The organism is uncultured Pontibacter sp. (assembly GCF_947502515.1).
Taxonomy (GTDB): Bacteria; Bacteroidota; Bacteroidia; order Cytophagales; family Hymenobacteraceae; genus Pontibacter.
This window is the reverse complement of record NZ_CANNAI010000004.1, coordinates 167,322-186,305: the sequence shown is the minus strand read 5'-3', so window position 1 is coordinate 186,305 and position 18,984 is coordinate 167,322. Positions and strand designations below refer to the sequence as shown.

15 protein-coding genes are annotated in these 18,984 nt (G+C 50.7%); 12 read left to right on the top strand and 3 right to left on the bottom strand.

What is annotated here, in order from left to right; translation table 11 throughout:
- Positions 1-40: 40 nt before the first annotated feature.
- Positions 41-817 (bottom strand): SAM-dependent chlorinase/fluorinase, encoded by a 777-nt coding sequence (locus Q1A54_RS12020; protein ID WP_299988329.1) that lies wholly within the window; start codon positions 815-817, stop codon positions 41-43.
- Positions 818-915: 98 nt separating this feature from the next.
- Here Q1A54_RS12020 and Q1A54_RS12015 point away from each other — a divergent pair, with 98 nt between their 5' ends.
- From Q1A54_RS12015 to Q1A54_RS12005, 3 genes are read left to right on the top strand one after another with little or no spacing between them, the layout of a single operon-like run.
- Positions 916-1,944 carry a PhoH family protein gene (locus Q1A54_RS12015; protein ID WP_076422318.1) on the top strand — a complete coding sequence of 343 codons (1,029 nt, stop codon included), beginning with the start codon at positions 916-918 and terminating at the stop codon, positions 1,942-1,944.
- Between the two features lie 21 nt (positions 1,945-1,965).
- Entirely contained in the window at positions 1,966-2,394 is a 429-nt protein-coding gene (locus Q1A54_RS12010) for a GNAT family N-acetyltransferase (RefSeq protein ID WP_196115246.1), read from the top strand.
- Entirely contained in the window at positions 2,394-4,499 is a 2,106-nt protein-coding gene (locus Q1A54_RS12005; RefSeq protein WP_299988323.1) for a ComEC/Rec2 family competence protein, read from the top strand. The genes Q1A54_RS12010 and Q1A54_RS12005 overlap by 1 nt, the downstream gene beginning before the upstream one ends.
- A 62-nt stretch (positions 4,500-4,561) precedes the next feature.
- On the opposite strand, the gene Q1A54_RS12000 is transcribed toward Q1A54_RS12005, so the two are convergent.
- Together Q1A54_RS12000 and Q1A54_RS11995 are read right to left on the bottom strand one after the other, a co-directional pair.
- Positions 4,562-5,893, bottom strand: a complete 1,332-nt coding sequence (locus tag Q1A54_RS12000) for an amidohydrolase family protein (RefSeq protein WP_299988320.1) — start codon at positions 5,891-5,893, stop codon at positions 4,562-4,564.
- Between the two features lie 99 nt (positions 5,894-5,992).
- Positions 5,993-9,022: an amidohydrolase family protein gene (locus tag Q1A54_RS11995; protein WP_299988317.1), complete on the bottom strand. Its 3,030-nt coding sequence runs from the start codon at positions 9,020-9,022 to the stop codon at positions 5,993-5,995.
- Between the two features lie 229 nt (positions 9,023-9,251).
- Between Q1A54_RS11995 and Q1A54_RS11990 the strand changes: the two genes are divergently transcribed.
- The 9 genes from Q1A54_RS11990 (at position 9,252) to Q1A54_RS11950 (ending at position 18,975) form a co-directional block, all read left to right on the top strand.
- Complete coding sequence (locus tag Q1A54_RS11990; RefSeq protein WP_299988314.1) at positions 9,252-10,385, top strand: BamA/TamA family outer membrane protein; 1,134 nt, start codon at positions 9,252-9,254, stop codon at positions 10,383-10,385.
- Positions 10,386-11,080: 695 nt separating this feature from the next.
- Positions 11,081-12,229 (top strand): BamA/TamA family outer membrane protein, encoded by a 1,149-nt coding sequence (locus Q1A54_RS11985; RefSeq protein ID WP_299988311.1) that lies wholly within the window; start codon positions 11,081-11,083, stop codon positions 12,227-12,229.
- Positions 12,230-12,306: 77 nt separating this feature from the next.
- Entirely contained in the window at positions 12,307-13,257 is a 951-nt protein-coding gene (locus Q1A54_RS11980; protein ID WP_299988308.1) for a putative sulfate exporter family transporter, read from the top strand.
- Between the two features lie 119 nt (positions 13,258-13,376).
- A complete protein-coding gene (locus Q1A54_RS11975) occupies positions 13,377-14,885 on the top strand; it encodes a catalase (RefSeq protein ID WP_299988306.1) in 1,509 nt (502 codons plus the stop codon).
- A 152-nt stretch (positions 14,886-15,037) separates the two neighbouring features.
- A complete protein-coding gene (locus Q1A54_RS11970; protein WP_196115223.1) occupies positions 15,038-15,346 on the top strand; it encodes a metalloregulator ArsR/SmtB family transcription factor in 309 nt (102 codons plus the stop codon).
- A gap of 123 nt (positions 15,347-15,469) precedes the next feature.
- A complete protein-coding gene (locus Q1A54_RS11965; protein ID WP_299988302.1) occupies positions 15,470-15,865 on the top strand; it encodes a rhodanese-like domain-containing protein in 396 nt (131 codons plus the stop codon).
- 77 nt (positions 15,866-15,942) lie between these two features.
- Positions 15,943-16,365 carry a hypothetical protein gene (locus Q1A54_RS11960; protein ID WP_196115221.1) on the top strand — a complete coding sequence of 141 codons (423 nt, stop codon included), beginning with the start codon at positions 15,943-15,945 and terminating at the stop codon, positions 16,363-16,365.
- Positions 16,366-16,635: 270 nt separating this feature from the next.
- Positions 16,636-17,865: an exonuclease SbcCD subunit D C-terminal domain-containing protein gene (locus Q1A54_RS11955; protein WP_299988298.1), complete on the top strand. Its 1,230-nt coding sequence runs from the start codon at positions 16,636-16,638 to the stop codon at positions 17,863-17,865.
- Positions 17,866-17,964: 99 nt separating this feature from the next.
- Positions 17,965-18,975 carry a hypothetical protein gene (locus Q1A54_RS11950; RefSeq protein ID WP_299988295.1) on the top strand — a complete coding sequence of 337 codons (1,011 nt, stop codon included), beginning with the start codon at positions 17,965-17,967 and terminating at the stop codon, positions 18,973-18,975.
- Positions 18,976-18,984: the final 9 nt, after the last annotated feature.

Sequence of the window (18,984 nt, the reverse complement as noted above, 5' to 3'; positions counted from 1 at the left end):
ATTAAAAATCACTCAATCAATCACTCATTCAAAAATAAAACTAAGCTCCCGGATAAAAGCGCACATCTACCTGCGAGTCGAAGTCAAGGCCGAGCAGTTCGGCGGCGTTGCCTTTGTTGATGCCGATGCAGAGCTGGCCGAGGTGGTTGTAGAGGCAGCAGCAGTCGCCGTCTTCTACCTGGGTATAGTTCTGGTGGATGCGTCCTACGGTTTCGCGCCCGAAATGCACGGTGTAGGTGCGGCCATGGGCAATGGTCTCGACACTGTCTTCGGTAATGTTGGTGATCAGGTTGCCATAACGGTCCACATGAATGACGTGCCCTGTTATGGAGTGATCGTTGAGGCGCAACTGGCGGTTAAGCAGCTGCTTATAGGAGGTAGTTCGCTCGCCCAGCACGTCGATGTCGCCGCCTTTAGCCAGGTATAGCGCAGCAGGTGCCAGCAGATTCTTGGCTGGAAAAGGAAGCAGTTCCTCGTCCGTCTGCAACTCCACTACCACTTCCGGCTCCCCGTCTGTCAGCAACGAAAGCAGCCCGTTGTCAGCGAGTAGAAAGTAGTGGCCCTTGTACTTTGCAGCATGGTATTTGCCCTGTTTGCAACCGTGCGTGTCTACTGCCACCAGGTGCACCGTGCCTTCCGGGAACTCCCGGAACACCGAACCGATGATGTACTCGGCCTGCGGGATGTTAAATGGTTCGATCCCATGGGAAATATCCACGATATGGGCCTGAGGCTGCAGGGACAGCATGGCGGCCTTTACAGCAGCTACGTAATGATCGGTGTAGCCAAAGTCTGAGGTAAACGTAATTACAGCCATAGAGCGAACTATAATTTGAGTAGATTTGTAATCTATATGTAACAATTTTAGCTAATTTACAGAATATATTACCAACGTACTATATATAACATAAACATTTGGTAGAGAAAGTAATAACATTAGAGAATATCTCTCTTATCGATTTTCTGGGGACAGAGAATCAGAATATAAAGCAGCTTGCAGCCGCTTTTCCGAGTAGCAAGATCATTTCCAGAGGCAACGAAATCAAGATTCAGGGCCAAACGCCTGAGATCACCAAGATACACGAGATTCTTTCTTCACTGATCGATCACTATCACAAGTTCGGGAAGATTACGCATAACAGCGTAAATAGATACCTTTCTTCTGATCCTTTTACGGATGAGGAAGTAATCGTGACTTCGCCGGATGTGATCGTGTACGGTAGCAAAGGGGGCATCATCAAGGCCAAAACACCAAACCAGAAAAAGCTGGTAGACCTGGTGGAAAACAATGACCTGGTGTTTGCGCTGGGGCCTGCGGGCACCGGCAAGACCTATATCTCGGTGGCTATGGCCGTGCGTGCGCTCAAAAACAAAGAGGTAAAAAAGATCATCATCTCCCGCCCTGTGGTGGAAGCCGGCGAAAACCTGGGCTTCCTGCCAGGTGACATGAAGGAGAAGGTGGACCCGTATCTGCGCCCGATCTATGACGCCCTGGAGGACATGATCCCGATGGAAAAGTTGAAATACTACCAGGAAAGCAAGATCATTGAGATCGCACCGCTGGCTTACATGCGTGGACGTACCCTGAGCAATGCCTTTGTGTTGCTGGACGAGGCACAGAACACGACGCCGGCTCAGATCAAGATGTTCCTGACCCGTATGGGCCCGACTTCGAAGGTAATGATCAACGGTGACCGCTCGCAGATCGACTTGCCGCACAGACAGAAGTCTGGCCTGATCGATGCCCTGCATACCTTGCGCAATGTGAAAGGTATCGGTTTTATCGAGATGCAGCCGGAGGACGTGATGCGTCACCGCCTGGTGCGTGACATCGTGGACGCCTATACACAGGCTGACGAGGCACGTCTGTCTGCCAAGCTGGAAGCTGAAGCCGCCGAAGAAGGCAAGCCTGTTTCGGTGAACGGCCGCAAAAAGAAGGTATAGCTGCTGATCTGATAACACAAGATGATTGAGGTAATACGTGCTGAGCGCGAGCAGGATAGGTCTGCCGCGTTCAACATACGTGAACAGGTATTTGTAGAAGAGCAGCAGGTACCGCGTGAGGCGGAGCGTGATCAGTTCGAATCGACTGCCCGTCACTACCTGGCCACCTGCGAAGGTATAGCCTGCGGGGCTGCCCGCTGGCGACAGACTGATCAGGGTATAAAGCTGGAGCGCTTTGCCGTGCTGGCCAGCTACCGCAACCGACAGGTAGGTGCTGCGCTGTTGCAGGCCGTGCTACGAGACGTGCAGGCCGACCATGCGGATAGCAAGGTATACCTGAATGCGCAGTTACCGGCTGTTAATTTCTACAAGCGCCACGGCTTTGTTGCCGAAGGTGATATGTTCACCGAGTGCGACATACAGCACTACAAAATGGTCTATAAGGGCTGATGAAACGGTGGGCTCCCTACCCATTCGTTCGCATTACCTTTAGCTTTATAGCAGGTATACTCGTGTACCTGCATACAGGCAAAGAGTTCAGGTATGGCCCGGAGCTCTTTGCCTTTTTTGTTGCCTTATACCTGGCGCTATACCTGATCGCACGGAAGGTGAAAACGGTAGAGGCCAACACGCTGGCAGGTATAGCCGGGCTCCTCTGTTTCGCGGCCGCTGGCATGTGGGCCACGCACCTGCACACTGATTCGCACCACCCGCAGCACCTGCGTAATTTGTCCGGCCAGCCTGCTTACTACGTCGGTGTGGTAGATGATTACGTGGTGCAGAAACCTGGTTACCAGAATACGGTGCTGCAAGTAGAGCAGGTGCAGGTAAACGGACAGTGGCAATCCGCAGAAGGCAAGGTGCAACTTTCTGTGCCGCATGATTCACAGCGGGAGTACGAGCTTGCCTATGGTGACCGGCTTTTGATCAAAGGCACACCGCTACCTGTCGCGCCGCCCGCCAATCCGAACCAGTTTGACTACCACGCCTTTCTGGCGAACAAGCAGATTCACCACCGTCATTTTCTGCAGGCACACCAGTTTCAAAAAGTGGAATCCGACCCATCAAACCCACTGCTGTACTTCAGTATATACCTGCGCCGCCAACTCGATGCTTTGCTGAAAGAGTCTATCGACAAGCGACGGGAGTACGGTATTTCCTCTGCCCTGATCCTGGGTGTGAAAGACGAGCTCGACAATTCCATCCGCGATGCCTACGCTCAGACCGGCACCATGCACGTGCTGGCGGTGTCGGGTCTGCATGTCGGGCTGATTTATGGGATACTGGCCTTTCTGCTGGCTGGCTTTAAGCGAACGCCTAAGCAACGGGTAGTTTACGCCACTGTCATCCTGAGTGTGCTCTGGCTTTACGCTTTCATTACGGGCCTCTCCCCTTCCGTGCTGCGGGCTGCTTTCATGTTCAGCCTGATCACGCTGGCGATGGTCTCCAGGCGGCAGCACAACATCTACAACACCCTTGCTATTGCCGCTTTTGCATTACTGTGGTACAACCCTTATTTCCTGCTGGAGGTAGGCTTTCAGCTCTCGTTCTTGGCGCTGCTTGGCATCGTATACCTGCAACCAAGATTTTACAAGCTGCTGGAGTTCGACAACAGGATTCTGGATAAGGGATGGGCACTCTTTACAGCGGCTTTGGCGGCACAACTGGCTACTTTTCCGCTGGGGCTATACTACTTTCACCAGTTCCCGGTATACTTTTGGCTGGCTAACCTGCTGGTGGTGCCTGCCGCTACGCTGGTGCTTTATTCTGGTGTAGCTGCTCTGTTCTTTTCTTGGGTGCCGCTGCTCAGCACGTTGCTGTTTAAAGTAAACTTTGCCATCACCTGGGGCATGAACGAATTCAACCTGCGGGTTAACCAGCTGCCACAGGCTGTCATCAACGGCATCGACATCAGCGTCTCCCAAGCCTGGCTACTCTATACCTTGCTGCTCTTGCTTATCCTGTTCTTCGCCTATAAACAGCTACGCTACTTTGCCCTGGTAACTGTAGTTGTGGCGGTATTGGCGGTGCAGGAGGTCATGGAGATTACGGCTCAGCGCGACCAGCGTAGTCTCGTGGTATACAACATGCGCAGTGCCACCGCTTTCAGCTTTCTGCAGGGGCAGCAGGCGACTGTTGTGAGCAGTCAGCCGCTAGCCGAGCAAAATTATACCTTCAACATACAACCCTACCTTTGGCACAAAGGTGTGTCGCAAGCCGCTACCTATACCTTCGCAGATGCTTCAAAGACAGGTATAAGCCACACAGTACTGCCCGACAGCAATAGTCTGCTGGTATGGCAAGGTAAGCGCCTGCTGGTGGTGTCAAAGCCCATTAAAGTGCAGCCGCTGCCGGACTTTGAAGTAGATTACCTGCTGCTCACGCAGAACGTCCGTGTAAAGCCAGAGGAGCTACAGCCTTTCCGCTTCAAGCAACTCGTGCTCGACGCCTCCAATGCGCCCTGGTACCTGCAGCGCCTGAAGCCACAATTAGCAGCAGCAGGGATAGCATTTTATGATGTGACGGAGCAAGGAGCATTGGTGGTGGAGTTGTAAAACAAAAAGCGCTGCCCCAGCAGGACAGCGCTTTTCTATTTAAGGTGAGAGAAAATAAATCTTTATTTCTGAGCTTTTGGACCTGTTGTTACAGGCTCTTCAGTCTGGTACTTGCCGTTGAACTTCTCATACAGGTACTTCTGCTTGTCGTTCAGGTCGATCTTGCGGCCCTGAATAAAAGCGTGTGTTACGTTATTGGTGCGCATATCCAGGATGTCACCGGCTGAAACCACGATGGTCGCGTCTTTGCCAACCTCTACGGAACCAACCTCTTTGTCTACACCCAAAATCTTAGCTGTATTCAGCGTGATCGCCGACAAAGCCTGCTCCTTATCCAGACCGTGCGCTACAGCAGTTCCGGCTATGAAAGGCAGGTTGCGGATACCGTGCGTGCTTAGGTCGTAGTCCAGCGCGAAAGGTATACCGGCCTGCTGCAACAGGTATGGCGTCTTGTAAGGCATGTCCACATCCTCGTCAGAACGGGAAGGCAGGGCATGCACGCCTGAGTAGATCACAGCAATGTTGTTTGCCTTCAGGAAATCGGCTACGGCAACCGCGTCACGGGCACCTACTACCACGATGTCCTTCACGCCATGCTGCTTCACGAAGTTCACGCCTTCGATGATCTCTTTGCCATAGTTGGCATGCAGGTATAGCTTTTTGGAACCATCGAACAGACCCGTCAGCGAAGTAAGCTTCAGGTTCTCTTTCTCGTTTTTAGCTTGCTTGTATACCGAGGCGTCGCGCAGTAACTGGCCCAGTTCAGCAATGGCTTCTTCGCGCTGCTGGCCCATGTTGGCCATGCGCGGGTTCGGGGCGCCCCCTGTGTTGATGATCATGTTTGGCCAGCTCAGGTGTATACCTATGTCAGCTTTCACAATGGCATCTTCCCAGTTCCAGGCATCCAGCTGCACCACCGAAGACGAGCCGGAAATGGTTCCGCCCACCGGTGTTACCTGCGTCATCAAAACGCCATTGGCACGAATGGTTGGCACAATATCAGAGTCGGTGTTGTAGGCCACCACAGCACGTACGTTCGGGTTAAACTGCCCTACTTCGCGCATGTCGAGTGTAGCTCGCACACTCTCAATTTCGTTCAGACCCAGTTGTGCGTTTGGCTGGATCAGGCCCGGGTAAATGTGCTGCCCGGCCACGTCGATCACTTCGTGTCCGTTGCGGTTCGCACCACTCAGCGGACCAGCGTAGGTAATCTTGCCATTATCAAAACCAACGGCGGCATTCTCTACCACTTTGCCGTTACCCACGTGCAGGGTGGCGCCTGTCAGCAACACAGGCTTGCTTTGCTTCGCAGCCGGCACTGGCACCTGCGCAAAGGCAGGCACGCTCAGCATAAACGCCACGATCGCTGAAATATATCTCTTATGAATTTTCATCTTTTGTATTGTTAGATTGCTGCATTGTTAAATTGTTGACTCGCAGCGCGATTTTTACAATCCCCAAACAGCAATTTAGCCATTTAACAATTTAACAATTTAGTAAGCCAAATATTCCTCTTCCTCGTGGTGCTCTACGTCCTCGCAGTGTACCACAGCGGCTCTGCTTCTTGGAGGGGCCTGTGTTCTGGCGCCGGATGTTTTGGCCTGCAGCATTTTCTGCACCAGGCGCATACGTTCTTTCTCCAGTTCGGTGCGCAGTTGCGTGTCACGCTCTAGGTCATAGTAAGCGATGCCGTCCACAAAAGTCTTCTCGGCACGGGCGTAGATAGACAGCGGGTTGTTGTTCCACAGTACCACGTCGGCGTCTTTGCCTACTTTGATGCTGCCCATGCGGTCATCCAGGTGCAGGAGTTTGGCCGGGTTCAGGGTCACCATTTTGAGGGCGTCCTCTTCACTTACACCAGCGTACTTCACGCTCTTGGCAGCTTCCTGGTTCAGACGACGGGCCATCTCAGCATCATCAGAGTTGATGGCTGTCGTTACGCCCAAGTGGTGCATGATGCCAGCGTTCTGCGGAATCGCATCTTTCACTTCCATCTTGTAAGCCCACCAGTCCGCGAAAGTTGACCCGCCGGCACCATGGTCGCGCATTTTGTCAGCTACTTTATAACCTTCCAGGATGTGCGTGAACGTGTTCACTTTGAAGCCCATCTGATCGGCTACTTTGATCATCATGTTGATCTCGGACTGCACATAAGAGTGGCAGGTGATATGGCGCTTGCCGTTGAGGATCTCTACCAGTGTCTCCAACTCAATATCGCGACGCGGCTCACCGGCAGCAGCTTTCTGCTTCTTCGACATTTTGTTGTAGTTGGTCCAGGTCTGCTGGTACTCTTTCGCACGCTGGAAAGCATCTACGTATACCTGCTCCACACCCATACGGGTCTGTGGGAAGCGTACATTGTGCGAAGGAGCGCGGTTGGAGTGCTTCACGTTCTCACCCAATGCGAATTTGATGAAGCCATCGGCATTCTCTACAAACAGCTCCTCCGGGCTCTTGCCCCAGCGCAGCTTGATGATAGCCGACTGACCACCGATCGGGTTAGCCGAGCCGTGCAGCAATTGTGAAGTGGTAACACCACCAGCCAGCTGACGGTAGATGTTCGGATCCTCGTGGTTCACCACGTCCATCATGCGTACTTCAGCAGTTACCGCCTGCGTACCTTCGTTCACACCCTGCAGCGCAATGTGCGAGTGCTCATCAATGATACCGGCTGTCAGGTGCTTGCCAGTGCCGTCGATCACACGGGCGCCCGGTTCGCTCAGGTTCTTGCCTACTTTCGCAATCTTGCCGTTTTTCAGAACTACGTCAGTGTTCTGCAGAATGCCTTCTTTCTCGCTGGTCCATACAGTGGCGTTTTTAATCAGCACCGTTTCCTGCTTTGGCAGTTCAGCCTGACCGAATGCCTGGAACGGATAAATCATGTTGCCAAGCTCCAGTGCCTGCTTTGCTTCTTTAGCCGCGTCTTTCTTTGCCTTCTCGGTCATGGCTTCAGAGAACTTCGCGTTCCATTTCACCGGCGTCGCGTCCGGCAACTGGCCTTCGCCCTGCATGTTCTTATCAGCATACCAGCCGCTGAGACGGATGGCTTCTTTGCTCTTCTTGTCTTTGTTGAACGACAGGGTTATCAGGTTGCCGCTAACAGAGATCTTACCCGTTACGGTGTCCTGACCGATCACTTTCAGCTCCGGCTTCTCAGCAGTGCCTGCAATCTGCAGTCTGCGCTCCGGCTGCTGCCCGATCTTCAAGGTATACACACCTCTATAGTCAGCCGGCACCTCTGTGATCTTGTATTGGTTACCCTGCACCCAGTTTTCCAGTATCACATTGTCTTCGGCGAACAGGTTGCCGCTGGTGATGATGAAGTTAGCCAGTTTGCCTTTATCGAGGCTACCCACGTGCTTGTCAGCTTTCAAGAGCTGAGCTGGAGTAGCGGTCAACGCTTTCAGGGCTTCTTCTTCTGACAGACCGTACTCAATGGCCTTGCGCAGGTTTGGCAGGAAGTCTTTTTTGTCTTTCAGGTCGGCAGTGGTGAAGGCAAACGGTATACCTGCCTTCTGCAGTGCTGCCGGGTTGGATGGGGCCATTTCCCAGTGCTTCATAGCATCGAGCGGCACACGGCGGGCATCATAAGGATCTTCCACATTGTAAGCCTCCGGGAAGTTAAGCGGCACGATGATCGGGGCATTGGTCGCCTTGATCTCTTTGATCATCTGGTACTCGTCGCCGCCACCTTTGATGATGTACTGCTTTCTGAACTCATCGCCTACCTTATCGGCACGCAGTAAGTTCAGTTTGCTGTTGGCTTCGAATATCTGCGGATAGTTGTTGGCACCCGTAAAAGCGGCCAGCGAAATGTTCTGCTCACGGCCCGGGTTCAGGTTATTCCACTGCGCATCGAGGTAAGTCTGGCGCAACAGGGCAATAGAGCCCATCAGCGAGTTCGGGTAGTCCTGCGGCGAAGAGCCTTTCTCAAACGAAAGTGCAGCTGCTGCCTTGTCCAGCAGGATCACTTCGTTTTCACGCTTGTCAGCCAGTGTTACCAGCGTCGCAGTACCACGGGCTATACCGTCGCGGTGCACGGCCAGTACGGTTCCGAAGCCCAGCTTGCGCATTTCCTCCGCCTGCTTCTTGTCTACTTTGAAGAGTTCCACGGCATTGGTTTCCGGACGGATGGCCTGGTTCCAATTGAAGGCTCCCTGCTTCGTGGACTCCTCCTGCGGTGGCGACATCCAGCTGCGGCGCTCCACTTTCACCTCTGGCAGACCATAGCTCGTGAACATATCCACCAGACCCGGGTAGATGTGCTTGCCTTTGGCGTCTACTACCACGGTGCCGGCTGGTACCTGCACTTTGGTGCCCACAGCCTCTACCTTACCATTGCGGATCAGGAGCGTAGCGTTTTCGATTTTGGTTTTGTAATCGGTGTGGATGGTGGCGTTGGTGAGCGCGACAAGACCGCTGCGTTCATCATACACGCCATTGCGCGGAAAGGTCTCCTGCGCCATCGCACTACCTGCTGCTCCCAAAGCGAGACAGGCTGCAATGGTTAAGATTTTTCTCATGTGTCAGATTAAGGTGATTGAGTAGTTTAGATTTAAACACACAATATAGCCATCTTCTGTCTAAAATTCCACGCGCAAAGCTGTTAAAATATTCACAATCACTATAAATAGATCTATTTCAATGTATAGACATTAACAAAACAAGACCGTTCTCATCTGGTTTATACCTGAAAGAGTACTTTACGTATGTACTCCTAATATTTTGAACTCCTATAGAACCAAGGCCTGCATGCGCTTATACCTATACTTCATTCTCCCACTGCTTTTATTCACACTGCTAAAACCTATAACTTCCCTGGCGCAGGAGCATACCACCGAAGAAAAAACGCCGAATCCGCCAGAGCCGGAGCGACGCAGCGTCAAAGGGCTTATACCCGCGCCTGTGGTCTATTATACCCCGGACACGCGTCTTGGCTTTGGAGCCTCACTGTTGGGTTACTTCCGCCTCCGCAGCTACACCGACACCACCTATACCCGTCTTTCTTTGGCTCGACTGGTGGTGGATTACACCCTGAACAAGCAGACCGACCAATGGCTGTACTGGAACATCTTTACCAGAGAGGAGCGCCTGATGCTGCGCGGCGAACTGCGGCACCGCATCTATACCGACCGCTTCTACGGCATCGGCAACGATACGCGAGAAGAGGATCGTGAACTGTATGACTATGACATGATCAGCGCGAAAATAGCGGTGCTCAAAAACGTGGGTTTCCGTAGCTTTCTGGGTCCTGATTTGCAGTTCACGGAATATTATAATGTGGAACTGGAAGAGGGTAGTCAGCTGCTTTCCCAGCAATTACCGGGATACAAGACGGGCCGCAATGTAGGTCTGGGCGCGATTTTTCTGATCGACCACCGCAACAACACAGCTTACCCGAGCAAAGGTTTTTACCTGGAGATCTCAGGCTATCACTTCGGCAAGACTTTTGGCAGCGACTTCCGGTACAACAATTTCAACCTGGAATTTAACCGCTACTACGGTCTTGGCAACGATCGCGTACTGGCCACCAACACCATGCTGCGCCTAAACGAAGGAGATGTGCCGGTACAGCGCCTGGCCACCGCCGGCGGCGACAAGTTACTTAGAGGCTACGCCCGTAACCGCTTCCACGACGACCACTTTGTAGGCTCCCAGGTAGAGTACCGCTTCCCGCTTTTCTGGCGACTAGGAGCCGCTGCTTTCGCAGGTATAGGCGACGTGTTCGACAAACCAGAAGACATCAGCCTGTCCACGATCAAATACTCCATCGGCACTGGTTTGAGGTACGCGATCAGGCCTGACCAGAAATTGAACACCCGTGTGGACGTTGGCTACGGCCGGGAAGGGTTCAATGTGTACCTGATGATCGGGGAAGCATTCTAGGGTCAGGATTTTCAGGATTAAAAGATTTACTGGATTCCCATGTACGATTAATACAGGCCTACCCCTCTCAAGAGGGGAATTAACCATTGCCGTTGTGAAGGTATAAGTGTTATAGCCAAAGTTGTCGTGAATGGTTGTCACCCCGAGCTCCCCTTTGAAGGAGACTCTTATGCCATTGTCTATATCAGGTATAAGCTTCGAAGTTTTTGTCAAATATTAAACGGACCATTGGCAGGTACAACAAGACTCACTCGCACGCTCACAATGAAATAAGCAGCAGTTCCAAGTGCACAAACCGACACTCCACTGTTCGAGCGTTCAGCGAGTTTGGAGGGTCTTGACTTTTTTGCTTACTTTTTGTGTCAAGACAAAAAGTAAGTGCCCGCCGCACAGGCGAAACGGCAGCCCGCCCGGCCAGGGCAAGCAATGAAACAACTCAGGTTGCTATACCTGCAACTGCATAGGCTATACCTAGGCCGGAGGCCCCACCATACCCGACACAAGCGAGGACGCTCGCGCCATACCCCTCTATACCTGTAACAGCAATTGCAACAAACCTCCACAGAACAGGCAAAAAATTCCCTCATACCACTAGCAAAAATCCCCTAAACTTCATTACATTTCTACAGGCAAAGTCCTGATTTATACCTGTTATAACACAGAACCCGCCCTTCACCTTATATCTTGCTGGTTTTATGAAACGACATGCAATTGCCAGCTGCTTGCTGGGACTTTGTTTGCTATTGGGCGCGACTAACCGTGTGCTGGCACAAGACCAACCGGCCGACGCTATACCTGACACCACACCTCCCAAAGCTGAGAAAACCCGGGGTCTGATCCCGATTCCGGTTCTCTACTATACCCCCGACACCCGGCTGGGATTTGGCGCAGCGCTGCTCGGTTTTTTCAAACTGAAGAACAGCGAAGATGAGGGTTATACCCGCCTCTCCCAGATGCGACTGATCGTCGACTATACCTTGCGAAAGCAAACCGACCAGTTACTCGACTGGACCATATTCACACGTGACGAAAAATTCCTGCTGCGAGGCGAACTTCGCCACCGGGTTTATACCGACCGCTTCTATGGCATCGGCAACGACACGCCCCTATCTGACGAGGAAATCTATGAATACGATTATGTAAGCGCTCGTTTGGCAGCTTTGAAGAAACTGGGAGCAAGAACTTTTCTGGGTCCTGATTTTCAGATCGCCAATTACTACGATCTCCAGCTCAACCCTATCAACGAAGACCGCGAGAGCCAACTTCTCACGCAAAGGATTCCGGGTTACCAGGGAGGAGTAAACAGCGGGTTGGGACTGATTTTTCTGCTCGACAGTCGTGATAACGTAGCCTTTGCCAGCAGCGGCACTTACCTAGAGATGTCCGGCTACCACTTTGGCAGCACCTTTGGCGGGGACTTCGGCTACAACAATTTCAACCTCGACTTCCGAAAGTATTTCGAGCTGAAGCCTAACCACATTCTGGCACACAACACCAGCTTCAACCTCAACAATGGTGATATACCTGTGATGCGCATGGCCATGGCCGGTGGCGATCGCATTTTGAGAGGCTACGCCAAAAACCGCTTCCTCGAAGACAACTTTGCCGGTACGCAGCTGGAGTACCGCTTCCCATTGTTCTGGCGCTTTGGTATGGCAGCATTTGCAGGTGTTGGCGATGTGTTCGACAAGCCGAAAGACGTCAGTTTCTCTACTTTGAAATACTCCATCGGCTCGGGATTGCGCTACGCCCTTAACCCGGAGCAAAAGCTCAACATCCGGGCAGATATCGGGTATGGGCGCGAAGGCATGAATTTCTATGTAATGATCGGAGAGGCTTTTTAGTTATGCGACAAAAGTCACATACTTAAATTGGAAAGAAGCGTAGATTTGTCTGCGATAAGCCAAACGCCGCTACAAGCATGCCCAAACTTTTCCCGCTGCCTTCTCCCCTGCTCCAGAAAACGATCTTTGCTGCTTTTGTACTCCTGATTCTGTTCACATCGCTGCTTAACTCGGCGATGGCGCTGGGAGCTGGTTTGGTGGTAGGTCTGCTGCTGGGTAATCCGTTTAAGGCGCATACCGGAAAAATTTCAAACTACCTTCTGCAGGCTGCGGTGGTAGGATTGGGCTTCGGCATCGACCTGTACCAGGTAGCTGAAACCGGACTAATGGGCATTATCTATACCTTAGCGTCGCTGGCCGCTACCATGGTCATCGGACTGCTGCTTGGCAAACTCTTCTATACCCCTCCCCGGCTTACGCACCTGGTTTCATCGGGCACGGCCATCTGTGGCGGCAGCGCCATTGCGGCGGTGGCACCGGCTATTAAGGCCAACGATCAGGAGATTTCCGTAGCCTTGGGTATTGTTTTCGTATTGAATGCCGTTGCGCTTTTCGTGTTCCCACCCATCGGGCAGGCACTTGGGTTGTCGCAGGAGCAGTTCGGCATCTGGGCGGCCATCGCCATTCACGACACCAGTTCGGTGGTAGGTGCCGCTACCCGCTTCGGCGACGAAGCTTTGCAGATTGCCACCACCCTCAAACTAACCCGGGCGCTGTGGATCGTCCCGCTGGTCCTGATCTCGAGCCTGATGTTCAAGGACGGGAAAAAGAAGCTGAGCATCCCGACATTCATTCTGCTTTTTGTGCTGGCATCCGTGATCAGCACGTTTATACCTGCCATGGAGATCGTTTCTCCTTCCATCGTTATGCTGGCAAAGAAAGGGTTACTGCTCAGTCTCTTTTTGATAGGTGCCAACATCAGTTTGAGCGCTTTAAGAGCCATTAGTCCAAAACCCTTCTGGCAAGGAGTGATCCTGTGGCTGATTATTTCTACTTCGTCGCTGGCAATTATCTACAGTTTAGGCTAACAAACCCATTTCATAAACATAATCTATCACATCATAAAATTAATCGATTTGAACTATATAGAATAGGGCTATACTTTTGAGGCATCAATTCAGCAGAAATCTCAAAAACCCTTACCTATATGAGCAACGAGAATCCATATCAGAAACTGACCACTGCCTCTGGCAAACCTTATTACGAGCACGAAAACAGCATGACAGCCGGTCCACGTGGCCCGATCCTGCTCGAAGATTTCATCCTGCACGAGAAACTGGCGCACTTCAACCGCGAGCGTACACCAGAACGTGTCGTACATGCCAAAGGCTCCGGTGCCTACGGTACCTTCACCGTTACCCACGACATCACCAGATACACCAAAGCCAAGCTGTTCAGCGAGATCGGCAAAGAGACACGCGTGTTCCTGCGCTTCTCCACAGTGGGCGGAGAGAAAGGCAGTGCCGACTCGGAGCGTGACCCGCGTGGCTTTGCTGTGAAATTCTATACCGAAGACGGTAACTGGGACCTGGTAGGTAACAACACACCCGTGTTTTTCATCAAAGATCCGAAGAAATTCCCCGATTTTATCCATACACAGAAGCGTGACCCACGCACCAACACCAAAAGTGCGACCATGATGTGGGACTTCTGGTCACTGAACCCGGAGAGTCTGCACCAGGTGGTGATCCTGATGAGCGACCGTGGCACACCGGCTTCCTACCGCCACATGCACGGTTTCGGCAGCCACACCTTCTCGTTCATCAACAAGGAGAACGAGCGCTTCTTCGTGAAATTCCACTTCAAGACACTGCAGGGCATCCAGAACTTCACTGACTCCGAGGCCACTGTCATGAAAGGTCAGGACCCAGATCAGGCGCAGCGTGACCTGGTGGAATCAATTGACCGCGGCGACTTCCCGCGCTGGGCGCTTAAAGTGCAGATCATGCCGGAGGCGGAAGCCGCTACCTACAAGTGGAATCCGTTTGACCTGACCAAGGTATGGTCTCAGAAGGACTATCCACTGATCGATGTGGGTGTGCTGGAACTGAACGAAAATCCGGATAACTATTTTGCACACGTAGAGCAGGCCGCTTTCGCACCGGCTCACCTCGTGGACGGCATTGGCTTCTCGCCTGACCGCATGCTACAGGGCCGCATTCTGTCGTACCCGGACGCGCACCGCTATCGCATCGGGGCTAACTACGAGCAGATTCCGGTGAACCGTTGTCCGTTTGCGGTGAATAACTACCAGCGCGACGGTGCCATGCGTGTGGACGGCAATGGCGGCAGCGCTCCAAACTACTTCCCGAACTCTTTCGACAACATCAAGGCGGACGAAAGTTACAAGGAGCCGGCCCAGAACTTAGGCACCAATGTGGTGGCCGACTGGTACGACCGCAACGCAGAAGGCGAGAACGATCATTATACGCAACCGGGTGACCTGTTCCGTTTGATGACGCCGGAGGAAAAGCAAAACACCATCAGCAACATCGTGGGAGCCATGCAAGGTATAGACGGACCGAAGCGGGCAGAGATTATAAACCGTCAGCTGTGTCACTTCTTCCGCGCCGACATCGGTCTTGGACTGGGTATAGCGCAGGGATTGGGTGTGGATGTGAGCTCCTTCGCGGGCGGCAGCGTACACGCTAACTAATACTGACACGTTCTATTTTGTGCTATGAAAAAGCCGGCCCTGTGCCGGCTTTTTCTGTTTTAGAGCCGGAACCTAAAGCGGATTAAAATTGTATTAAATTCTATACATGAATAAATGATCATGTATTCCAATTACCTATTATTTATACCTGCATGACCGACCTGAAAGTAAGGGTAGACAAAAAGAAGCTGGAGCGAACCGCCTATGTGCTTAAATGCGTGGCCCACCCGGTGCGCATCAGCATCATTGACCTACTGGAGCAGCAAGACCAGCTCACCGTAAGCCAGCTACAGGAAGTGCTGAAAATTGAACAGTCTTTACTCTCGCATCACCTCACCAATATGCGCGACAAAGGATTGGTGGAAACCCGCCGACAGGGCAAAAATGTGTTCTACTTTCTCACCGACTCCAGCATTTCCAATATCATAGCGTGCATCAAAGGCTGCAAGTCCACACAGTAAGCCCAGTATTCAGATATGAAAATATTTTCATATAATTACTCCCTGATTTGGAAACCGAATGTGTAGGAGTACCAAAAAATGCTCACTTTCGTTTATTATAACACAGGTTAATCCGTTATCCTTATGAAACTATTCTTAATAACCCTATTAGCTACCAGTCTGATGAGCTGCACCAGCCCACAACAGAGCGATGGCAAAGTCAAGACAATTTCTGCCACAGAATATAAAAGCCACCATGAAAAGATCGACAACCAAGAAGTTATGCTGGTTGATGTGCGCACTCCTGCTGAGTTTGAGGCAGGACACCTCCAGAAAACGCAGCACGCCGACTTCCTGAGCGGGGAGTTTGGAAAGGAGATGCAGACCTGGGACAAGGACAAAACCTACTACCTGTACTGTGCCAGTGGCAACCGCAGCGGGAAAGCAGCCAAACTCATGGAAGAAGCCGGATTTAAGAACGTCTATAACATAGGGGGTTATTCGGACCTGAAAGCCGCCGGCCTGCCGGTAAAAGAGTAATTATTTTATGTATTTGGTACAGCAGCATGAACGTCAGCTAGCATTTATGCGTATCTTTACATGATTTATCTGACTCAATGCTGCTAAAACCATTTCCATTCCAGACATTATATTCTTCTGATTTCTATAAGATAGAGATTGATAGGGAGAATAATCTGTTGCTGGCAGAATGGCAACGGGCTGTGAACAAGGACGAAATGATCGCGGGAGGCACTAAACTTTATGAAACCCTTCGCGATACAGGGATCACCAGAGCAGTGGCCAATGCCGAGCGTCTGACCATGCTGGATGCTCCCACAAAAGAGTGGATGTCCACCACCTTCTACGAACTGCTTTCTCAAACCCAGCTTCAAAAATTGGCCAGAGTGCTGCCAAGCAGCCTGTTCGCCAAGTTGGCCCTCGAAGCTGTTGCCACCCGTGCAGAGGCCCAGAACATCAACCAGTTTTTATTCAAGAACTTCTCTAGCCAGAAGGACGCACTGGCCTGGATCAACGAATAAGGCAGCTTCAGTTATACCTAATTCCTGAATTTTGGTCTGCCAACTTACTGTCATTCCTTCGTACCACCCTCTCTTTCAGTATCCGGGATTGACCCGCTTTATATTACTTACTTCCATTGGCTGCCAGATTGCTCTACTTTCTCTGCATTTGCTAAACCGGTTTTATATAGCAAAACCGCTATACCTGATCCGGAAAAAATTATATCACAAACTTGCAGTATAGGTATACCTTAATGTAACTTGTGGTGCAAAGGAGAAAGGAATAGGGATATGCGCGTACTACATACTTCAGACTGGCACCTCGGCCAGCGACTCGTTAACCTCGAACGAACCGAAGAACACCAGCATTTCCTGGACTGGCTCCTGCAAACCATTGAATCCGAAGAGGTTGAGGTACTCCTGATGGCCGGCGATGTGTTTGACACGGGTGTCCCCTCCAACACAGCCCTGCGCCAGTACTACAACTTTCTGACCAGGGTATGCGCAACCTGCTGCCGCCATATCATCATCACGGGTGGCAACCATGATTCTGTTTCTACGCTCAATGCACCCAAAGAACTCCTCGACTGCTTTAACATAAAAGTGATAGGCGGCGCTACTGCCGACCTGCTGGATGAACTGATTGAATTGCGCGACGAAAATGGGCAATTGGAGTTGGTGGTTTGTGCCGTGCCTTTCCTGCGTGACCGCGACGTGCGCCTATCCGTGCCCGGTGAGAGTTACGAAGAGCGCGAACAGCGCATCAAGCAAGGTATAGCTGCCCACTACGCTGCCTTTGTACCGCACGTGCATCCTTACAAAGATCAAGGTATACCCGTGGTAGCCATGGGTCATTTGTTTGCCGCCGGCGGCTCCGCATCTGATAGCGAAAAGGAGATTCACGTGGGTAACCTCGGTCAGATAGGTGCCGACCAGTTCCCGAAAGAGTTCGACTACGTGGCACTCGGTCACCTGCACCGTCCGCAGCAGGTCAACAAGGCGCACCACATCCGCTACTCCGGCTCCCCTATTCCGCTCAGCTTCAGTGAAGTGACGGATAAGAAAGTAGTCTATGTGCTGGACTTTGAAAACGGGCAGCTCACTGACCTGAAGGAGATCGCTATACCTGTGTGCCGTAAGTTGGTACGCTTTAAAGGATCGTTGGAAGAAGTAAAACAGAAAATTGCAGTCTACGATAACAGCAGCTATACCCTACCGGCCTGGGCTGAACTGCAGGTTGAGTTAGATGCCCCTATACCTGACCTGAATCAGCAGCTGGAAGAAGCGCTGCAACTGAAAAGTGACGAGTTGCAACTTCTGATCCACCGTCCGCCCCTCATCAAGACAGTCCGCAAAACCCTGGAGCAGGAAGTGCGCGAAGAAGTAGACCTCCATACCTTGAGCGAAAAAGAAGTATTCCTGAAGCGCTGCGAAAGTGCCTTTCCGGAGAGTGACCACACCGAGTTGCAGTCTACTTTCTCAGAGTTGCTGGAGCTGATGCGGCAGGAGGAGAACTTCTAAATTAAAATTCTCCACAGCATTAACCATTTCAGAGCTTGTATGCAAGGCTGTCGCATATGAAATGGTGAGTCAAAATGTTTTTAGTTTCTCACTCATTGAATGAATCAGAAGGATACTATTGCGATGAATAAAGAGTTCAGCACCCGGTTTAACTATAAATTATTTCTGTTATCACTAGTGCTTGCTCCACTACTTTTTGTTGCAGGTATTGGGTTACTCAAGCTAGTCAAAAACTTGCATGCTGGTAGAGCGATTGATGATCTTGGATTTACTCTTGTATTTCCTGCCATAGTTCTGGCCTTTGTTATCTACTCTATTTACTTCTATTGGATTAAGTCACCAAAAATCAGAATCAACGCAGAAGTCATTAAAATTGGAAATCAAGTCATCAGGACTATAGAAATTGATTCAATACAGATTCATAGTTACAGCAATAGTTTTTTCTTGTTTATAGTACCCTATACTTACGCTGAGGTAAGCTCTATCAAATTGAAAAATGGAGTAGAGTACAAGCTGTTTGTTGAGCATTATAGCAATGGGAGCAAATTAAGGGTTTGTCTTAATGAACTTGATAAATATCTTAGGGGCGAAAAAAGTGTATTTAACATCTCTGTTTCATCTAAAACAACTATTCATCAGAGGTACGATTTAGAAGAATTCACCACCTTCAAGAATTCTCCACTCAAGTCTTTCAATAATTGGTGCTATATCATTGTCATTTTGTTTTGTCTTTTAACACTGTTATTTGGTGGTATAACTTGGGCTGATAATCCATTAGCAAAATTTGGTTTACTATTCCTGATTTGCAGTATTTTCTACTTCGCACTAGTCTGGCAAAATCATTATTTCATGATTTCGGATAATTTCCTACTTGTAAAAAATGCTTTTTATCCTTGGAGGAAAAGAGCATTTCATCTATCTGAAATTGATGCCGTTTCTTCCCAGTTATTGCCAAAGCAGGAAACCTCTTTAAAAATAATAACCACAGATTACAGGATATACCGATACCAGTCTAGTTTATTAGATGATAAACAATTTCTGAGTCTGATAAGGAAGATCAGAAATAATAAAAGGCTTCTTTTAAAGCGAAAACTAAGTCTGGTATTTTAGATAAGAAAG

Bases quoted from the DNA above. Each gene is read 5' to 3' on its own strand.
- Q1A54_RS11960 (WP_196115221.1), top strand. From the start codon at position 15,943: ATGCTGCTAAAACCATTTCCATTCCAGACATTATATTCTTCTGATTTC.
- Q1A54_RS11980 (WP_299988308.1), top strand. From the start codon at position 12,307: ATGCCCAAACTTTTCCCGCTGCCTTCTCCCCTGCTCCAGAAAACGATC.
- Q1A54_RS11965 (WP_299988302.1), top strand. From the start codon at position 15,470: ATGAAACTATTCTTAATAACCCTATTAGCTACCAGTCTGATGAGCTGC.
- Q1A54_RS11995 (WP_299988317.1), bottom strand. From the start codon at position 9,022: ATGAGAAAAATCTTAACCATTGCAGCCTGTCTCGCTTTGGGAGCAGCA.
- Q1A54_RS12020 (WP_299988329.1), bottom strand. From the start codon at position 817: ATGGCTGTAATTACGTTTACCTCAGACTTTGGCTACACCGATCATTAC.
- Q1A54_RS12000 (WP_299988320.1), bottom strand. From the start codon at position 5,893: ATGAAAATTCATAAGAGATATATTTCAGCGATCGTGGCGTTTATGCTG.
- Q1A54_RS11990 (WP_299988314.1), top strand. From the start codon at position 9,252: ATGCGCTTATACCTATACTTCATTCTCCCACTGCTTTTATTCACACTG.
- Q1A54_RS11950 (WP_299988295.1), top strand. From the start codon at position 17,965: ATGAATCAGAAGGATACTATTGCGATGAATAAAGAGTTCAGCACCCGG.
- Q1A54_RS11975 (WP_299988306.1), top strand. From the start codon at position 13,377: ATGAGCAACGAGAATCCATATCAGAAACTGACCACTGCCTCTGGCAAA.
- Q1A54_RS11955 (WP_299988298.1), top strand. From the start codon at position 16,636: ATGCGCGTACTACATACTTCAGACTGGCACCTCGGCCAGCGACTCGTT.
- Q1A54_RS11985 (WP_299988311.1), top strand. From the start codon at position 11,081: ATGAAACGACATGCAATTGCCAGCTGCTTGCTGGGACTTTGTTTGCTA.
- Q1A54_RS12010 (WP_196115246.1), top strand. From the start codon at position 1,966: ATGATTGAGGTAATACGTGCTGAGCGCGAGCAGGATAGGTCTGCCGCG.
- Q1A54_RS12005 (WP_299988323.1), top strand. From the start codon at position 2,394: ATGAAACGGTGGGCTCCCTACCCATTCGTTCGCATTACCTTTAGCTTT.
- Q1A54_RS11970 (WP_196115223.1), top strand. From the start codon at position 15,038: ATGACCGACCTGAAAGTAAGGGTAGACAAAAAGAAGCTGGAGCGAACC.